Below are 687 nucleotides of genomic sequence, written 5' to 3' on the forward strand. Positions count from 1 at the left end.
TATAAGTGCTTTGCGTCAAATCGGTAAAGTATGGGGTATCACTGATTTTATATTTCAACAACGCCCCGATGGTAAAATATATGTAGGCAGCTGGCACGATTCAAAATGGCCACAAGCACAAATCACTAATTTTGAAGAACACCCAATCAAAGTATTAAGTACCAATAGAGGTGAAATAATCGCAGTACCAAAATTAAGACCAGGCATAAAATTAAATGGTCGTTACATTACAGAAGTCACATTAACAGGCAATAAGCAGGTATTAAGATGGTCAAAAACGCTATTAGACGTTTAGTTTTAAGATACTTTCCAGAACTAGGCCAACGCAAACATTTACCCCAATTAGCACGTATTGAAAAAGTGTATGATTTACCAAAATCAAACGCTTTAGTAAGTAGTGCATTTAAACCACTTAAAGCCGCAGATATTCAATTATTAAATCCGTTAACGGGTGAGGCTTTAACAGTTCCTGTATTTGAACAAGTCACCTTAGCAACAAACCAAGGTAATGAATCTGGTTTTTATAATGAGCCGGTACCAGGTATGCAATGTTTAATACAATACATTGATGGCCTAAATTCTTTACCTGTTATTACTTCAATTCTCCCTTGGCAAACCTTGGTATCCAATGCCAAAAGCATAGATGTCACCATGCAATAAAACCAATCAAGTAAATTTAAAGGCAGT

At 35.8% G+C, this 687-nt stretch carries 2 pseudogenes; both read left to right on the plus strand.

Features of this window, described 5'->3' with window-relative positions:
* Positions 1 to 295: pseudogene (locus CJF42_RS24835) on the plus strand (hypothetical protein); the annotation flags it as partial.
* A pseudogene (locus CJF42_RS24840) lies at positions 268 to 657 on the plus strand (hypothetical protein); the annotation flags it as partial. The pseudogenes CJF42_RS24835 and CJF42_RS24840, both read left to right, overlap by 28 nt.
* Positions 658 to 687: the final 30 nt, after the last annotated feature.

Origin of the sequence: Pseudoalteromonas sp. NBT06-2 (genome assembly GCF_002276045.1) — a bacterium.
Lineage (GTDB): Bacteria > Pseudomonadota > Gammaproteobacteria > Enterobacterales > Alteromonadaceae > Pseudoalteromonas.